Origin of the sequence: Streptomyces sp. NPDC058469 (genome assembly GCF_042721125.1) — a bacterium.
In the GTDB taxonomy this organism is placed as follows: Bacteria; Actinomycetota; Actinomycetes; order Streptomycetales; family Streptomycetaceae; genus Streptomyces.
Genome location: NZ_JBHXME010000003.1, coordinates 194,881 through 211,549 on the forward strand (window position 1 = coordinate 194,881; position 16,669 = coordinate 211,549).

The window sequence follows — 16,669 nt, forward strand, 5'->3', positions numbered from 1 at the left end:
TCACTTGCCCTTCTCGGCGCGGAAGGTGAGGGCGACGTTGTGGCCGCCGAACCCGGCCGAGTTCTTCACCGCGACGATCTGCTCGGGGCCCAGCTTGAGCGGGTTGCCGTGCACGACGTCGACGGAGAGGCCCTCGTCGAGGCGGGTGAAGTTGCGGGTCGGCGGTACCAGGCCGTGGTGGAGGGCGAGGATCGTGGTGATCGACTCGATCGCGCCCGCCGCGCCGAGGCTGTGGCCGGTCATCGACTTGTTCGCGGAGAGCGCCGGGCCCTGGGTGGTGTCTCCGTCCGCGTCGCCGAACACGGCCATCACCGCGCGCGCTTCGGCCGCGTCGCCGGGGGCGGTCGCGGTGCCGTTGGCGTTGAAGTGGGCGACGTCGGCGGGGGTCACTCCGGCGTCGGCGAGGGAGGCGCGGACGGCCGCGGCGGTGCCGGTGCCGTTCGGTTCGGGCTGGACCATGTGGTAGGCGTCGGAGGTGATGCCAACTCCCGCCAATTCGGCGTAGATTCGGGCGCCGCGCTCGCGTGCGTGCCGTTCCGATTCGAGTACGAGGATGCCGGCGCCCTCGCCGAGGACCATGCCGTCGCGGTCCGCGTCGTAGGGACGGCAGGCGGACGCGGGGTCCTCGAAGCGCTGCGAGAGCGCCCGCATGGCCGCGAACGAGGACAGGACCATGGGGTGCAGGGGCGCCTCCGCGCCGCCCGCCACCACGATGTCCGCGTCCCCGCGCCGGATCAACTCGGCCGCTGTGACCAGCGCCTGGGTCCCGGAGGAGCAGGCGTTGACGGTGGCGTGCACGCCGAGGCGCGCGTTCACCAGCAACGCTACGGCCGCCGCCGAGCCGTTGCCCATGGACATCGGCACGGTCATGGGCGGGACGCGCCGCCAGCCCCGCGTCTTCAACGCCTCCCAGCCGTCGATGATCGAGGTCATGTCGCCCAGCGCGGCCGAGACCACCACGGCCACCCGGCTCGGGACAGCGGAGCTGTCGTCGAGGCCCGCGTCGGCCCAGGCCTCCGCCGCCGCCGTCACCGCGAACTGGGCGGAACGGCTGAGGCGTCGGCGTTGCTGGTGCCCAAGTCCCAGGCCGGGGTCCACTTTTGCCCGTCCGCCGAGCAGCGGCGGCAGGTCCTTGGCCCAGGACTCCTCCTCCAGCAGACCGAGGCCGCTCTCGCCGCGCAGCATCGCGTCCCAGGTGTCGGCGACGGTCCCGCCGAGCGGGGTGGTCTCGCCGAGGCCGGTGACAACGACCTTGTGGTTCTCTTCCTGACGGTTCTTCATCGGTTGCGCACTCCCTGTCCGAGCTGTGCGGCGAGCTTTCCGGAGTCCTTCTTGACCGAGTTGACGAGCACCTTGCGCAGCAGGGACTTCGGCATGATCCCGAAGTAGTCCCCGGGGTCCACCTCGAACGTCCAGTGCACGGTGGTGGTGCCGTCCTCGCGCGCGACGTACTCGTAGGTGCCGACGTAGTGGAACGGCCCCTTGAGGGTGTGGAACTTGGAGCGCCGACCGGGCTCGAACTCGCTGATCTCCACGGTGAACTCCATCCGCTTGCCGATCAGCTGGAACGTGATCTCGTACTGCCCGCCCGGCCGCGCCTCGCCGTTCAGCAGCGTCACGTCCACGCAGGCCGCCTGCCACACGGGGTCCTGGACGGGGTCGGAGATCAGGGCGAACGCCTCGTCGGGCGGCACCGGGAGGTGGAACGCGTACTCGGCCTTGACCTGCTCAGTTTTGGTCATCGTCGGCCAGTCCTTCCATGTGGGGAGCGATCGCGCGGGCCGCCAGCTCCGCGTGCGGCGGGTACATCACCGAGTTGTGGTCCCCGGAGACGTCGATGACGTGCAGGTCCCCCTTGATCAGGGCCTCCCAGCCGAGCTTCGGGCCGTAGTCGGTCACCTCGTCGGCCGCGCGCAGCAGCACCAGGTCGAGATCGGCCGGTTCGGGGAGGTAGGTCTGCAGGGCGATGCCGTTGGCGAGGTATGCCTCGAAGTAGCGCAGGATGGTCGCGCGGTCCGCGTCCTCGGCCAGGACGCCTATTGCGGCGGCCTGTTGGAGGATGTGGTCGAAGGCCGCGTCACCGCCGAGCGCGCGCAGGTCGTCCGCCGGGATGTCCAGCGTCTTCCCGGCGGGTACGGCGAGGTCGCGGGCGAACCAGGACAGGATCGTCGAGTCGTCCGCGGACTCCGGGATGTTCTCCTCGATCGGCGCCCGGCTGTCGATGCCGATGATGAACTCGATCTCCTCGCCGAGCGCCCGCAGTTGACCGGCCACCTCGTAGGAGATGACGCCGCCGAAGCACCAACCACCCAGCGCGTACGGTCCGTTGGGCTGGACCTCCCGGAGGAGGTCGATATAGCGGGTGGCCATGGCCTCCACGCTGATCTCGGCCTCGCCCTCGTTCTGGATGCCGGGCGCCTCGATCGCCAACACCGGCCTGCCCGGCGGGAGATGACGGGTCAGCTCGACGTAGCAGAAGACGGTGCCGCCGAAGGGGTGGAACAGGAACACCGGGCGCTGCTCCGGGTCGCCCTCGCGCAGGACGACGAGCGGGCCGCGCGCGGTCTCCTGGCCGCCGGACCGTACGATCGCGGCGAGTTCGGCGACGGTGCCCTGCCGGCCGAGCATGACCGAGATCGGGATCTCCACGTCCCACTCGGCGCGGATCGCCGAACTGAGCCGGACGGCGAGCAGGGAGTGGCCGCCCACGTCGAAGAAGTGGTCGTGGACGCCGACTTGGGACAGGCCCAGGATCTCCGTCCACATCCGCGCGAGGGTGATCTCGGTGGCGTCACGCGGCTTCTCGAACCCCGCGTCCGAGGCGACCACGGGCTCCGGCAGCCTGTTGCGGTCGATCTTCTTGTTCGCCGTCAGCGGCAGCTCGTCCAGGACCATCACGATGCCGGGCACCATGTACGGCGGCAGGGACACCCCCGCCGCCGACCGGACGTCGGACGCCTTCAACTCGGCGCCGTTCTCCGCGAGTAGATAGGCGACAAGCCTGTCGTCACGGACCACGACGACGGCCGTGGAGACACCCTCGACCGCTTCGAGAACCGTCTCGACCTCGGAGAGTTCGATGCGGTAGCCGCGCAGCTTGACCTGGTTGTCCAGCCGCCCGTGGTGCAGCAGCCGCCCCTCGCTGCTCCAGCGCGCCCGGTCACCGGTGCGGTACAGCCGCCGGTCCGGCGCGGCCGGCAGCCCGGTCACGAACCGCTCCTCGGTCAACTCCGGCCGGTCCCAGTACCCGACGGCGAGACCGTCGCCGCCGATCCACAGCTCGCCCGGGAAACTCGGCTCCACGGCACGGCCCTGCGGATCGAGGACGTACAGCTGCGTGTTGTCGAGGGGCGCGCCGATGTCGATGCCCGAGCCGGGCTCCACCACACCGGCGGTGGACCAGATGGTCGTCTCGGTCGGCCCGTACACATTGCGCAGGCTCGCCACCCGCGAGGACAGGAACTCCGCCAGATCCAGGGGGAGTTCCTCACCACCGCAGAGCACGTTCAGCTGCGGGGCACCCGTCCAGCCGGCGTCGCGCAGCATGCGCCACGAGGTGGGCGTCGCCTGCATCCAGGTGGCACCCGACTCCTCGATCCGCACCGCGAGAGCGGCACCGTCGGCGGCCGTACCGCTGTCGCACACGACGACCCGGCCGCCGGTCAGCAGGGGCAGGTACAGCTCCAGTCCGGCGATGTCGAACGAGATCGTCGTGACGGCGAGGAGACTGTCCGACGCGCCGAAACCAGTGGTCTCCCGCATCGCGAGCAGCAGGTTCGTCAGCGCGTGGTGGGGGATGGCCACGCCCTTGGGGCGGCCGGTGGAGCCCGAGGTGTAGAGGATGTAGGCGAGATCGGAGGAGCCGATCGCCGGGTCGGCAGAGGCGACAGCGGGGTCCGCAGGGGCGGCGGCCGTCGTGTTGTCGCTCGCGGCGCCCACTCCTCCGTCCGCCCCGCCGCCCGCGCCGCCGCGCAGCACTCCGGCCCCGAGGTCGTCCAGATCCAGCACCGGAAGCCCCGGCAGCCAGCTCTCCCGCAGGCCGGACTGGCTCAGCAGCAGCCGGGCCCGGGAGTCCTCGGCCATGTAAGTCAGCCGTTCCGCCGGCAAGTTGGGGTCCAGCGGCAGGTACGCCGCCCCGGCCTCCAGCACCCCCAGCAGCGCGGCCACCAGTGGCGCACCGCGTTCCACCATCACCGCGACCCGGTCACCCGGGGCGATCCCGGCCGCCCGCAGCGCCGCCGCGGTCTCCTCCACGGACGTGAGCAGCCGGCCGTAGCTCCACTCCTCGCCGTCCGCGACCAGCGCGACCGCCTCGGGCGTGCGCCGCACCTGCTCGCGGAAGAGCTCCGGCAACCGGGCTGCGGGCAGGGCGCGTTCGGGTCCCGAACCCCACTCGGTGAGCCGTGCCCGCTGCCGTTCGTCGCCGCGCGCCAGGTCGCGCAGCGGCTCGTCCGGGCGGTCGACCAGGGTCTCCACCGTCGTGACGAACGTGGCCGCCAACTCCCGCGCCGTACCGGCCCCGAAGACGTCGGTGTTGTAGCGCAGCACCCCCGCGAAGGCACCGTCGCGCTCCGCGCCCATCTCGACCCACAGATCGGTCTGGCCCTCCTGCTGCGGCAGCGGATACGGCCGCAGGGTCGCGCCCCCGATCGCCAACTCGGCGCCCGGGCCCGGCTCCAGCAGGAAGAACGCGTCCATGTCGTTGAGGAACGGCAGCCTGTCCCAGGCGAAACCGGCCTGGTACAACGGCGTCCGGCTCGGATCGCGCGGCGGCGCCAACTCCCGTACCAGCCAAGGGAACGGCAGCTCCTGCGCCCGCATCGCCTCCGACACCCGCTCACGCGAGGCCGCCAGGGACTGACGGTACGTCAACTCCTCGTCCACTTCGCCCCGTACGACCACGGTGTTCACGAAGTTGCCGAGCGCGTCGCGGAACTGCCGGTGCAGCCGCCCCGAGGTCGGGGTGCCCACCACGGTCTCCGACTGACCGCTCAACCGGCTCAGCAGCACGAAGTACGCGGACAGCAGCACCGTGTACGGCGTCGACGAGGTCTCCCGCGCCAGCCGCCGTACCGCCTCCGTCGCGGCGACGGACAGCGCGAACGGCGCCGAACCGCCGTCGTAGGACGGCACGGGCGGGCGCGTCCGGTCGCCGTACAGATCCAGCGCGGGCGGTATGTCCGCCAGCCGCTTCGCCTCGCCGTCGAGCAGCGCCCGCGCGTTCTCACCGGCCAGGAAGGACTGTTGGCGCTCGGCGTACGCGGCGAAGGCACCGCCGTCGAGCGTGAACCGGTTCGGCGTGCCCTCCAGCCGGCTGCGCACCTCGGAGAGCAGCAGGGCCAGCGACCAGAAGTCGGCCGCGATGTGATGCATCACCACGGCGAACACCCAGGTGCGCTCGCCGGTGCGGTACAAGTGCACGCGCCACAGCGGGGGTTGGGAGAGGTCGAAGGGGCTACGGCTGTCCGTCCGGACGAGGTCCCGCAGCGCCTCCGGGGTCAACTCCCGTGCGTCGGTACGGCGGATGTCGAGCGGTACGGCGTCCTGCGCGAACTGCTCCGGACCCTCCGGACCGGCGCGGAAGCCGACCCGGAGAGCGTCGTGCTCGCGGGTCAGGTCGGTGAGTATCTCCCCTACCTGGGTGCCGAGTTGAGGGTCGGCGGTGACCTCCGCGCCGAACACGATGTGGTACGCGGAGCACCCCGGGTCGGTCTCGTGGATGAACCAGAGACCGGACTGCTGGGCGTTCACGGAGTTCACGGAAGTCCTGGGATGCGCAGTGCTCATCGCTGACCGTCCGCTGCTGCGCCGGCGGCGACGGGCTGGGCGTTCAGCAGCTTCCACAGGGCCTCGGCCAGGGTGTCCACCGTCGGGTGGTCCCAGAGGAGGTCCACCGGCGGGTCGGAGAGACCGCAGGCGTCCTCGATCTCCATCCCGACGGAGAGCGCGGCCATGGAGTCCAGGCCGTAGTCGGTGAAGGGCCGGTCGGTCTCCAACTCGGCGGGGGCGACGCCGGCTTCGGCGGCCACTGCTTCGACGAGGACCTTCTTCACGTCGTCGAGCGTCAGGTTGGTGGTGCTGGTCGTGTTCATCGCGGATCGGTACCTTCCGGCCGGTATGTGCTCGTGGTCAGGGATGGTGTTCACGCGGCTGTCGTGGACGCGTCGTCGTCCCGGGCCGCCTCGCGGGCCCCGGGCTCGGCCATCCGCACCGGGCGGACGGAGAAGAACTCGTTGTCGGCGCGCTGGGAGCTCATGCGGGTGAACAGCCGCCGGGCGGTGGCCTGTTCGAGGTCACCGACCTCGTACTGGTGGACCTGGCGGCGGGCCAGCGCGGCCTGCAGCCACTCGCCGTCGGCGAAGAAGGCGTCGAGGTGGTCCCGGTTGAACAGCCACACGCCGAGGGCCGCCACCTTCGCGTGCAGGGAGCAGAGTTCCTCCGCCACCCGGATCAGCCGGGGTGCGGTGGACTTGGTCGACGTGCCCGTCCTGGTGGCCGTCGACGGCTGGCCGGCCGTCGACCGGCGTATCTCGTTCACCCGGGTGAGCAGCGCGTCCAACTCCCGCCGCAGCTCCTCCGCTTGGCCGCGCAGTGCGGTCAGCCGGTCCTCGTCGCAGCCGTCCGACGGTGCCAGCTCGGCGAGGCGGGCGATCAGCGCGGGGAGACTGGCGAAGGTGGCGTCCCTGCCGCGTCCGAACACGCTCACCCGGTGCGGTTCGAAGACGGGCAGCTCGGCCCGCAGGTCGTACAGCGGGCGCCAGTCCTCGTCCCGGTCGCGCCCATGTGCCTTGGCCAGCGCGGGGAGTTGGAGCGCGAGACTGTCCAGGCAGACCGGCTCGCTGCCGTCGAAGACCGAGACGACCGCGCCGTCGCGGAGCATCTTCTGGAACGTGCCCACGTGTTCGGCGGCCCGCAGGAAGTACCGGGCGCCCAGCGTGCGGGCCAGCACCTTGCTGTTGGTGTCGATCAGCCGGGCCACCTGCACCTTCGCCAGGTTTCCCCAGATGCTGAACTGCTCGGTGTACAGGTGCAGTCCGCGCATCGCGACGAGGCTCTCGCACTCCGCGACCAGCAGGCTCAGGTACGCGTTGGCGAGGGACTCGGTGACGTACGGGATCTCGTTCGCGGGGCCGTCGTAGAGGATGCGGTCGGAGAGGAAGCCGGCCACGGTGCGCAGCATGGTGTCGCCGGTGCCCAGGGAGAGGCCGGTGCAGAAGGTGCGGGTGATCAGCAGGCCGCGCAGGGCCAGTTCGAGGCCCTCGCCCTCGGCGCCGAGCCGGGCCGTGGCGTCCACGCGGGCGTTGTCGAAGGCGACGCCGCTGATGTCGCAGCCGCGCAGACCGTAGGTCGGGACGCGGGGGACCCCGGTCACCTCGCCGGAGATGACCTGCGAGCGGTCCACCAGGAACATGGACTGCTGGCGCTTGGCCGGGGTGCGCTCGTCGCCGGTGGTGCCGAGCAGGACCACGTGGGTGGAGGTGCGGCCCCGGTTGATGGGCCACTTCTCGCCGGACAGGACGTACTGCCCGCCGTCCGGGGCGGCCGTGAACCGGTTGGCGGCCAGGTCGGCGCCGTGCCCCGGCTCGGAGTAGGCCAGGCACGGGACGACCCCGCCGCGCAGGACCGTCGCCGCGTACTTCTCCTGCTGCTCGGCGTCGCCGCCGATCCAGGCGAGCATCATCCACACCTGGGTGCTCTCGCTCACCGCGACGTTCATGTCCCGGCGGGCGATCACCCGGGTCAGCATGAGGATGTCCTCGGCGGCCCGGAGATCACCGCCCAGCCGCTCGGGCACGAAATACCGGTTGAACCCGAAGGCGCGGACCTGGTCGATTCCGGCGGAGGGGAGTTCGTCCCGCTCGTCGAGCGCCAGAGCCCCGGCGAACGACAAGGAGTTGGATTCCACTTCCGGGTCGCCGAGCCAGCCCTCCAGAGCCTCCGCGAGGGCGGTACTCGACTGCTTGTTTGAGCTTTCCATGAGCTTTCCATTCCATGCCTGAGAGGGCAGTGGCGTCATGACACAGCCCTGCCCGATAAACGGACCTGAAAGTGGACGTGCGAAAGTGATGAATGAATACACGTCGCGTTGGAGAATGCAGGCGAAAAGAGCGCACGGCGCGCTGCGCGAAAAAGCGCGGCACTGTGCGAAAAAGTCAGTTCACTAGTGTCTGACCAGCGCCGATGGGCGCGTTGTCCTCGTCGTCAGCGTTGTCCATTGCGACAGCTGGTCGAAAGTTGAACCATTTTGAAACCCCCGTTGCGCGAAGCGCGGTTTCGTCCCCGTGTTCTTCCCCGTGTGCGACCCGGTCGCAGACTGCAATGTTCTGCCCAGGCGCTTCGAGAGCGTAGCAGGCGCGCTACTTGGTGCCACGTGACTCAGGTCACCCGGCGTTTCGCTTTCCCCTGTCGAACGTTCGATTCTGTGATCGATCACCGAGTGGCTGACCTCGATGATCTCGGGAGAACGATCCGTTCCATTTCGCGCTATGCGGACGACTGCATTCCGTCGGATTTTGCATCGGGACAACTGTCCGGAGGGTCGTCGCGGTCGGCGGACCGATGAATTCCGTGTGACCCGGGGGCCGCGGCGGGGCGACGGGGCCCCCGGGTCGGCGGGGTGCCGCCGGGGCGATTTCCCTGGCGGACGGGGGTTCCGTAGCCGTAGAACGTTGTATCTTCGATGGTGGAGATTGCGACGATCGAAGGAGCCGGCTCATGGTGCGCACTGGCGGCACGGAGCAGAACGGGGTGTCCCCCCGGGAGGACTTCCTCATCGCCGAGCGTCCCGGCTATCTGCTCCACAAGGCGGGGCTGGTGCTGGTGGAGGATGTGGAGAAGGCGCTGGGCGCGGTCGGTATGCGCATCCGCTACTTCTTCGTGCTGGCCGCGCTGGCCGGCGGGCCCGAGCTCTCCCAGCAGGACCTGAGCCGGCTGCTCAACCTCGATCCGACCACGGTCGTGACGGTGATCGACGAGATGGAGCGCAACGAGCACGTGGAGCGCCGTCGCAACCCCGCCGACCGGCGCCGCTACAACCTGATCCTCACCGAGACCGGCCGCGAGGCGCTCGCGACGGCGGACCGGGTGGCCACGGAGGTCGAGTCGGCGTTCTTCGGCGCGCTCTCGGAGGACGAGAGCGCGGTGCTGCGCAAGATGCTCGGCACGCTGATGGCCGGCCGCTGGCCCGCGTCGGTCTGCTCGGACTGACGAGGAATAGACTTGAGTTGACGTAGAACGCCCGCCAACTGACGTGGAATGAACGTGAGTTGACGTAGGACATCCTCCAATTCGCACAAGCCCGTGGCGCCGACCGGTGTCGCGGGCTTTGTCGTGCCCGTGAACGTCGCTCCGGGTGACGCGTCCGCCGCTCCCGGTCGTGGCGGCATTGACTCACGGCTTTCCAATCATCTAGATTTCCATCATCTAGAGATCCCAAGGTCCAAAGTTCCTGTTGATTGGAAGGTCCCCGCATGTCCGCAGAACGCGCACCATCTCCCACTAGGTGGTGGACACTCGGGATCGTCGCGTTGGGCTCGTTCATGCTGATGCTCGATCTGAGCGTGGTCTCCATCGCGCTGCCGCAGATCCACAAGTCCCTGGGCAGCAGCTTCGCCGACCTGCAGTGGGTGTTCGACGCCTACGCCCTCACGCTGGCGATCTTCCTGGTCGCGGCGGGCTCGCTCGCCGACCGGATCGGCCGCAAGAAGGTCTTCCAGGTCGGCTTCGCCATCTTCACCGCCGCGTCCCTGGCCTGCGGACTGGCCAACGGGGCAGGGGAGTTGAGCTGGTTCCGGGCCATTCAGGGCGTCGGCGCGGCCATCATGTTCGCGGTCGGTCCCGCGATGCTCAGCCATGAGTTCCACGGCAAGGAACGGGCGACCGCGTTCACCGCGTTCGGCGCCGCCATCGGTCTCGCCGTGGCCACCGGCCCGCTCATCGGCGGTTCGCTGATCAACTCGCTGTCCTGGCGCTGGATCTTCTACATCAACGTGCCGGTCGGCGTGCTCGCCATCCTCATCGGCGCGCTGCGCGTCCGCGAGTCCCTCAACCCGCGGGCCCACGCCACCGACTGGGCCGGTCTCGGCACCTTCAGCCTCGCGCTCGGCGCCCTCGTCTACGCCACCATCCGTGGCCCCGTGGAGGGTTGGACCAGCGGCAACACGCTCGGCCTCTACGCGGCGAGCGTCCTCTTCCTGGTCGTCTTCGTCGCCATCGAGCGCCGACTGGGCGAACGCGCCCTGATCGACCCGGCGTTCTTCCGCAGCCCCACCTTCGTCGGCATCTCCCTCGTCGCCATGATCGGCAACGCGGGCGCCCTGCCCTCGGTGTTCTTCGAGACCAGCTACCTGGAGAACATGCTGCACGTCGACGCGTGGGGCACGGGTCTACGGTTCCTGCCGCTGACCGGTGCGATGTTCGTGGCCGGTGCCCTCGGCGGCGGCCTCATCGGCAAGGTCCCCTTCCGGATCCTGCTGGGCGGCTCGACTCTGGTCATGGCCATCGGCATCCTGTGCCTGAACCTGACCGAGGCCGACTCGTCCTGGACCGTGCTCGTCCCGGCGCTGGTCATCTCCGGCTTCGGCATGGGCGCCTTCAACCCGGCCCGTGCCGCCCTGGCCATCGGGGTCACCGAACCGGCCAAGTCCGGTGTCGCGTCCGGCATCAACGAGACCTTCCAGCAGGTCGGCATCGCGGTCGGCATCGCCGGCATCGGCGCCTACTTCCAGCACACCGTGTCCAAGGACTTCACCTCCTCGGCCGTAGGCAAGCAGCTCGGCGGCGACGCCGCGGAGAACGCCGCCCACGGCATCAGCGCCGGTGGCCTCGACGCCGTCGCCCAGGCCGCGGGCCCGCTGCGCGAGAAGGTACTGGCCGCCGGACAGGACGCGTTCATGAACGCGTTCCACGGAGCGATGACCCTCAGCGCGATCCTCGGCTTCGTCGCCGCGATCATCGGCTTCACGATGCTCCGCACGAAGGACCTGCACGCCAGCGCCCTGTCGACGATCCCCCCGGACGTCGACGAGGACGGCGAGGTACGCCCCGACGACGCGTCGGACCTCCCGGTCGGCGCCCCGGCCTGACCACACCACGCGGCTGAGAAACCCGCCCCATTCACCGTCCCGGTGGCCACATCCCCCGCGCCACCGGGACGGTTCCGCGCTGTCCGGCAATCGACACTGCCGGACCCCGTCCGGGCCCGCAGAACGGGAGTTCGCGCCGACCCGTGCCGCCGGACAACCCCGCCTGAGGACCGCGTTCTTCACCGGCTACGGCCGCCGCCTCGTCCCGGAGGAGAAGCGCGCCCTGTTCTGTCTGACCGCCCCGCACACGGTCGGCGCCCGTGCGGAGTGGGGAGCAGGCCGTCAACAGCGAGAGCCGGTCGGACGGCTAGGACAGGAGCCGTTGGGGGAGGCTGTCGTATGACTCGTCTTGAACACCGCCTGCCCGAACGGCAGTTGACGCCCCGCCGTGCCGAGGGAGCGGCCCGATGAGCGCCGGGGCGACCGGCCGGACACCGGCGTCCGCCACGACCGGCCCGACACCGCAGTCCCCGACGACCGGCCCGACACCGCCGCCCGGTACCGCCTCGCGCGTGCCGCCACCCCAACCCGCCGAGATCCGCTACGAGGGCCGGCATGCCCAAAACCCTCTGGCCGAGGCCGAGTTCGGGCAACTGTGCGCGCGGCTGCCCTCGGTGCTCGCGCAGACCGCGCGGATGGCGTGGGCCATCGACCGGTCCGCCGTTCTGCTGCTGTCCGGCTGCCAACTGGCCGTCGGCGCCGGTGCCGTCGTGCTGCTGCTGTCCACCGCGCGGGCGATGCGCTCGGTGCTGGCCGCCGGGCCGGTGGCCGACCGGCTGCATCAGGCGCTGCCCGCGCTGCTGGTCATCGCCGTCGCGGCGGCGGTCGGCCGGGTCGCGAGCGCGTTGTCCTCGTACGCGGACGGGCGGATCACCCCGCGGCTGACCACCGCGTCCGACAGCGCCCTCGTCGAGGCGGTGTGCCGGGTGGAGGCCGCCGCGCGCGCCGAGGACGGTTTCGCGGATCGGCAGGAGGCCGCGGAGATGGGGGTCATCCGGGGCCATGTGATGGTGCAGGACGCCACGCGTTTCACCGCAGCCGTGGTCCGGATGGTCAGCGCGAGCGGGGTGTTGTCCGTACTGCACCCCTTGATGCTGCCCCTGTTGCTGCTCGCGGTCGTCCCCGCAGCCGTGGGCGCGATCCTGCACGCGAAGGTCCAGTACGAGACGCACTACGCCAACATCGGCGACCGCAACGTCCGCCAGAACATGCGGGGTTGGGTGACCAGCCCGAAGTTCTCCGACGAGATCCGCGCCAACGGCATGGTCCCCTACCTCGGGTTCTGGCACCGTACGATCTCCGAGCGCATCGACCGACGGGTCCTGGACGTGGCGCCGCGCATGCTGCGGATCGTGCTGGCCAGTTCGGCGATCGGCGGTGTCTTCCTCATCGCGACCTGGGCCGCGCTCGCCTGGCTTGCCGCCACCGGACGTGTCGAACCCGCCATTGCCGCCACGGCAGTTGTCGCCGTCCAGACCACCCTCGCCGCGCTCGGCCAGCTCGTCATCTACGGCGCCGCGATGTTCCACACCGCCCTCTACCTCGCCGACCTGGAGGGCTTCCTCGCCTTCGCCGCCGAACGTGCCCCGAAACGGGGGGAGTCGGGGCCGGGCGAGCCGGTGCAGGAGATCAGGCTCGACGGGGCCGTCTACTGCTACCCGGGCAAGGAGATCCCTGCGGTGGCCGGGGTCTCGCTGACCTTGCGGCGCGGAGAGATCCTCGCCGTGGTCGGCGAGAACGGTTCAGGAAAGTCCACGCTGACCCGGCTCCTCGCGGGCATCTTCCTCGCCGACAAGGGCACGGTCAGCTGGAACGGGCACGACCTCGCGGGTCTCGCCCCGGACGAGGTGTGGGAGTTGTCGGGACTGGTGCCTCAGAATTTCGCCCAGTGGCCCCTCAACGTCCGCGACAACGTCACCCTCGGCCAGCCCCGCACGCGGGACGACACGTTGGTGTGGCAGGCGCTGGACGCCGTAGGACTGCGGGAGGCGGTGGAGGAACTCCCTTACGGGCTCGACACGTTGCTGGCCCGTGAGCTGTGGGGCGGTACCGAACTGTCCGGCGGGCAGTGGCAGCGGCTGGCGTGTGCGCGAGCCCTGTACCGGCAGCCGGACCTCCTCATCCTGGACGAGCCGACCAGTCAGATGGACGCCCGCGGAGAACACGCCATCCTCGAACAGATCAAGGCGATCGCCGCCGAACGCATGACGATCGTGGTCACCCACCAACTGGTCAACACGAAGATCGCCGACCGGATCGTCGTCATGGCACACGGCCGCATCGCCGAACAGGGCACCTACGACGAACTCGCCCACGGTGGCGGCCTGTTCGCCGAGCTCTTGGCTCTGTCCAACGACCGCTGACCGACCATGGGGGTGCCGTGCCCGCGTCTCGGGTGGGGCACGGCACCCCGCCCGCCGCCCAGAAGGAGAACCCCGTGACCGACGCATGGGACGCGCACTACGCCAGCGGCAACACCTTCAGCCCCCTCAGTGACACCGAACGCGCACTCCTCACCGAGCACGCCCCCGTCCCCGACGGCGGCGGACACGCCCTGGACGTCGGCTGCGGGCTGGGTGAACTCGCCCGCAATCTGGCCGAGTTGGGGTATGAGGTCGACGCCGTCGACTTCGCCCCCGCCGCTCTCAACCGGGCCCGAGCCCAGCCCTCCGCCCCTACCACCACGGCAGTGAACTACCACCTCCTCGACATCGAACGCGACAGCCTCGACGCCCTGCCCCGCCCCGCCTACGACCTGATCACCTTCCGCCTCAGCTGGGCCTTCGTCCACGACCGCACCCGCGTGATGAACCGGCTGCGCGAGCGGCTGCGACCGGGCGGCGTCGTCTGCGTCATCACGCCCGTCGCGGAAGCCGTAGCGGACCTGTCGGACGCACCGGACGGCAAGTGCTCCATCGCCCTGGACGACGAGGAGATCGGTGTGCTGTGCGCGGGCTGGGCGGTGGCCGAACGGTACGACGCGGACGGGCTCGCGTTCGTCGTCCTGCGCGACCCGGCGCCCGCGTCCGCCACCTGCGCGGGCAAGAAGCGGCCCTCGCCGCACGCCCTCACCGGTGCCGGTGTCGTCGTCACCGATCCGGTGGGGCGGATCCTGCTGGGCTGGTCGGTGCGCGGGGTCTGGGAGCTGCCCGGCGGCAAGAACGACGCAGGCGAGGGTTTTCTTGAGGCGGGCGTAAGGGAGTTGGAGGAGGAGACCGGCCTGAAGGCCGACCCGGGAGGCGGGCGGCTGCTGGCCCTCCTGATGGACTCCACGCACGGGATGCCCCGGATGACGGGCGCCGTCCGCGTCACCGCCTGGACCGGCCAACCGACCGTCACCGAACCGCAGTTGATCCACCGGTGGGAGTGGCACGAGGTCGCCGATCTACCCGCCTTGCCCCAGCCGCTGTTCACGCCGAGCGCGCATGTCATCGACACGGTCTGGCCCGGGTTGCTGCCTGACCTGCCACCCGTCCACCGTTACCCGATCACTCCGGCTACGGATACGGCTATGGCTCCCGCGTAGGGCATGTTCCGTTTTGCCCGTGTCTGCTCTAGGCTCCTGTACGGGGAGTTCGGGACCGCGACCGTGTCCGGTACCGGTGAATCTCCCCGCCCAGGCTCCCAGCCCCCGAGTCGGAAACGAGACCGGCCGGAGCCGCATAGCCGGAGTGCGCGGCTCCAGCTCCGTCCTCCCGGCAGTTCCTGACGGGGTGCTCCCACCAGACCCGCCGCCGTGGAGGACACGCGCGAGGAAACGGTGGAGGGGGGCCTCTCATCCTCGTGGCCACGGCCGCCGCCGCCCACAGCGGCGGCGGCCGTCCGGACCGTCGAGCGGGTCAACACCCCAGACCGGGCAGGGGCTCGGAGTTGTCCACGAAGGCGCGGGCCACATCCGACAGGCGCCGGTTGTGCGCGCGGGCGTAGCCGCGCAGGGTGGTGAAGGCGCGCTCCATGTCGATGCCTAGGCGTTCGGCGAGCTTGCCCTTGGCCTGCTCGATCAGGACGCGGCTGTTCAGCGCGGTCTGCAGTTGCTCGTTGAGGAGCGTGCTGCGGTGGCTGGAGCGTTGCTGGAGAAGGCTGATGGTTGCCACGTCGGCCAGGGCCTGGGCGATCAGTGTGCCCGCCGGGTCGAACGGGCCGGGGGCGGCCCGGAAGAGGTTGAGGGCGCCGACGACCTCGTCCCGCAGCCGCATCGGCAGCGCCTGGACGGCGGTGAAGCCGCTGCGGTGGGCCGTCTTGACGAAGCGTGGCCAGCGCTCGGCCTCCCGGGTCAGGTCGGTGACGATCACGGGTGCGCCGGAGCGGAAGCAGTCCAGACAAGGGCCCTCGTCGTTCTGGAGCTGGAACAGTTCCAGGAGACGTACCTGTTCGTCGGAGGCCGCCATCACGCGCAGTTCGCCGTCGCGGTCCGCGAGCAGCACGCCTGCCGCGTCGGCTCCGAGCATGCCCACGCAGCGGTCGGTGAGCAGGCGCAGGAAGTCGATCAGATCGAAGTCGGCGACCAGGTTGTCCGCCAGTTCGACGAAGGTCTTGGCCAGGAGCTGCTGATTCATCGTGTCACCTTCGTTGGAGACTGGTCCCGCCGGGAGGGGGCGGGAAGTGCGGCACGTCCGTTGGCCGGCGTCGACGCGTCAACCGCTGCGTCGGTCGACGCGTCAGGTGTCCTCGTCGGCCCGGTCCGGCTCCGCGTGCGGGGAGAAACGGACCCGGTGGGCCACGACGTCGGCGGCCACGTCGGCGAGCCGGCGCCCCCGCATGTAGGCGTGTGCGCGCAGCCGTACGAAGGCCTCGTCGATGCCGATGCCGAGCTGGACGGTGAGGATGCCGGTGGCCTGGTCGATCTCCGCGCGGTATCCGTCCAGGTCCTCGAAGTCCCGGTCCGCCGGGGCCTGTTCGGCAGACGGTCCGCCCGTCTCGTCGATCCGGGCATCGAGCAGGAGCAGCGTCGCGAGATCGGCGAACGCGAGGGCGTCGGCCAGTTGTTCCGCGTCCAGTACGGTCGGCACGTCGGCGTACAGGTCCAGGACTCCCGGGCTGATCGCGCCCACTTGTAAGGGGAGCGCGAAGACGGCGCGGGCCCCGGCTTCCAGGGCCGCGTCCGCGAACACGGCCCAGCGGTCCTGCAGTTGACCGGTCAGCAGATCGGGCGTCAGGACGGCCGAACCGTCCAGGAACGCGTCCACGCACGGGCCCTCGCCCAACGTCAGCTGCAGTTCCTCCAGTTGCTCGCTGATGTCGTCGGTGCTGCACAGCGGATGGCTCGCCGCGGTCCGGGACATCGCGGACAACCCCGCCCCGCCGACCGGGAGCGCGGCCACGGCAGCGGTGCACACGTCCACCACACCGGCCCGCCCACCACGTCGCGCCGCCTGCTCGGCGACCAGCACCTGGATACGGGCCGACCGACTGCCGGCCCTCATTCGAGCCACCGCGTCCAGCGGTCGTCCCCAAGTCCCGTGAGCCGTACGGCGGTTGGTACGGCAGCTGGGCCGCCGAACGTTTCGGAGCCGGTGATGTGCGCGAAGGGCATGACGCCTCGGTTCGGGGGAACATCCGGCAACAGGCGTGATGGCGCCGGGAGT

The 16,669-nt window shown here is 70.4% G+C and carries 11 protein-coding genes; 4 read left to right on the forward strand and 7 right to left on the reverse strand.

The annotated features are described in order from the left end of the window. Genes ACFWP5_RS03345 through ACFWP5_RS03365 form a run of 5 tightly spaced genes read right to left on the reverse strand, consistent with a single transcriptional unit; the run spans position 1 to position 7,978 of the window. Positions 1-1,281 carry a beta-ketoacyl-[acyl-carrier-protein] synthase family protein gene (locus tag ACFWP5_RS03345; protein WP_384149429.1) on the reverse strand — a complete coding sequence of 427 codons (1,281 nt, stop codon included), beginning with the start codon at positions 1,279-1,281 and terminating at the stop codon, positions 1-3. After that, positions 1,278-1,742 carry an SRPBCC family protein gene (locus ACFWP5_RS03350; protein ID WP_384149431.1) on the reverse strand — a complete coding sequence of 155 codons (465 nt, stop codon included), beginning with the start codon at positions 1,740-1,742 and terminating at the stop codon, positions 1,278-1,280. The genes ACFWP5_RS03345 and ACFWP5_RS03350 overlap by 4 nt, the downstream gene beginning before the upstream one ends. After that, positions 1,729-5,760, reverse strand: coding sequence for an amino acid adenylation domain-containing protein (locus tag ACFWP5_RS03355; RefSeq protein ID WP_384149433.1), 4,032 nt, complete (start codon positions 5,758-5,760; stop codon positions 1,729-1,731). Before ACFWP5_RS03355 ends, ACFWP5_RS03350 begins: the two co-directional genes overlap by 14 nt. Positions 5,761-5,783: 23 nt before the next feature. Beyond that, on the reverse strand, positions 5,784-6,092 hold the full coding sequence (locus ACFWP5_RS03360) for an acyl carrier protein (RefSeq protein WP_384149435.1): 309 nt from the start codon (positions 6,090-6,092) through the stop codon (positions 5,784-5,786). Between the two features lie 50 nt (positions 6,093-6,142). Next, positions 6,143-7,978, reverse strand: coding sequence for an acyl-CoA dehydrogenase (locus ACFWP5_RS03365; RefSeq protein WP_384149437.1), 1,836 nt, complete (start codon positions 7,976-7,978; stop codon positions 6,143-6,145). Between the two features lie 737 nt (positions 7,979-8,715). Here ACFWP5_RS03365 and ACFWP5_RS03370 point away from each other — a divergent pair. From ACFWP5_RS03370 to ACFWP5_RS03385, 4 genes are all read left to right on the forward strand, one after another. Continuing rightward, positions 8,716-9,207 carry a MarR family winged helix-turn-helix transcriptional regulator gene (locus tag ACFWP5_RS03370; protein WP_384149439.1) on the forward strand — a complete coding sequence of 164 codons (492 nt, stop codon included), beginning with the start codon at positions 8,716-8,718 and terminating at the stop codon, positions 9,205-9,207. Between the two features lie 263 nt (positions 9,208-9,470). Further along, positions 9,471-11,084 (forward strand): MFS transporter, encoded by a 1,614-nt coding sequence (locus ACFWP5_RS03375; RefSeq protein WP_384149441.1) that lies wholly within the window; start codon positions 9,471-9,473, stop codon positions 11,082-11,084. A gap of 407 nt (positions 11,085-11,491) precedes the next feature. Next, a complete protein-coding gene (locus ACFWP5_RS03380) occupies positions 11,492-13,447 on the forward strand; it encodes an ATP-binding cassette domain-containing protein (RefSeq protein ID WP_384149443.1) in 1,956 nt (651 codons plus the stop codon). Positions 13,448-13,521: 74 nt separating this feature from the next. Continuing rightward, a complete protein-coding gene (locus ACFWP5_RS03385; RefSeq protein WP_384149445.1) occupies positions 13,522-14,610 on the forward strand; it encodes an NUDIX domain-containing protein in 1,089 nt (362 codons plus the stop codon). Between the two features lie 313 nt (positions 14,611-14,923). Here ACFWP5_RS03385 and ACFWP5_RS03390 read toward each other — a convergent pair whose 3' ends face one another. Next, entirely contained in the window at positions 14,924-15,640 is a 717-nt protein-coding gene (locus tag ACFWP5_RS03390) for a GAF and ANTAR domain-containing protein (RefSeq protein WP_384149447.1), read from the reverse strand. 102 nt (positions 15,641-15,742) lie between these two features. Next, positions 15,743-16,507, reverse strand: a complete 765-nt coding sequence (locus tag ACFWP5_RS03395) for an ANTAR domain-containing protein (protein WP_384149449.1) — start codon at positions 16,505-16,507, stop codon at positions 15,743-15,745. Positions 16,508-16,669 lie beyond the last annotated feature (162 nt).